1 protein-coding gene is annotated in these 859 nt (G+C 65.1%); it reads left to right on the top strand.

Annotation, left to right across the window (positions count from 1 at the left end; all coding sequences use genetic code 11):
- Window positions 1-859, top strand: an 859-nt coding sequence (locus tag EN884_RS37345) for an acyl-CoA dehydrogenase family protein (RefSeq protein ID WP_206617774.1), incomplete at both ends; no start/stop codon positions are given.

The following is an 859-nucleotide window of genomic DNA, read 5'->3' on the forward strand; positions in this document are numbered from 1 at the left end:
AGATCGGCCGCCGCCATCAGGTCCGTGCCGCCCGGTTTTATCTGACGGCGGAGCTCGAGACCGGGCATCTGTGCCCCATCACCATGACCAACGCTTCGCTGGCGGCCTTGATGGCCAGCCCGAAACTGTTTCGTGAATGGGCGCCGCGCGTGACGACGCGCAAATATGACCAGAGCCAAAAGCCGCCGGTCGAGAAAACCGGGCTGACGCTCGGCATGGGCATGACCGAGAAACAGGGCGGCACCGATGTGCGCGCCAATGTGACGAGGGCGGAACGCGCCGGCAGCGGTTTTTATCGTCTGACCGGGCACAAATGGTTCATGTCGGCGCCGATGTCGGATGCCTTCCTGGTGCTGGCGCAGGCGCCGGAGGGGCTGTCGTGCTTCCTCGTACCGCGCGTTCTCGGTGACGGCTCGGGCAACGGCTTCCGCTTCCAGCGGCTGAAGGACAAGCTCGGCAACCGTTCCAACGCATCCTCCGAAGTCGAATTCGTCAATGCCATCGGCGAGATGGTCGGCGAACCCGGTGCCGGTGTGAAGACGATCATGGACATGGTGACGCTCACCCGGCTCGATTGTGCCATCGCCTCGTCGGCGATCATGCGCGCGGGCCTCGCCGAGGCCGTTCATCATGCCCGCCATCGTCAGGTGTTCGGTTCGACCCTGATCGAGCAGCCGTTGATGCAGCGCGTGCTGGCGGACATGGCACTCGATGTCGCCGCCGCCACCGCACTGTCGTTCCGGCTGGCGCGGTCCTTCGACGAGGCGGCCAGCGACCGCGGTGAAGCGGCGTTTGCCCGCGCCATGACGCCGGTCGTCAAATACTGGGTCTGCAAGATCGCGCCGCCTTTGCTCTATGA

Origin of the sequence: Mesorhizobium sp. M7A.F.Ca.AU.001.01.1.1 (assembly GCF_004022735.1) — a bacterium.
GTDB classification, from domain to species: domain Bacteria; phylum Pseudomonadota; class Alphaproteobacteria; order Rhizobiales; family Rhizobiaceae; genus Mesorhizobium; species Mesorhizobium ciceri.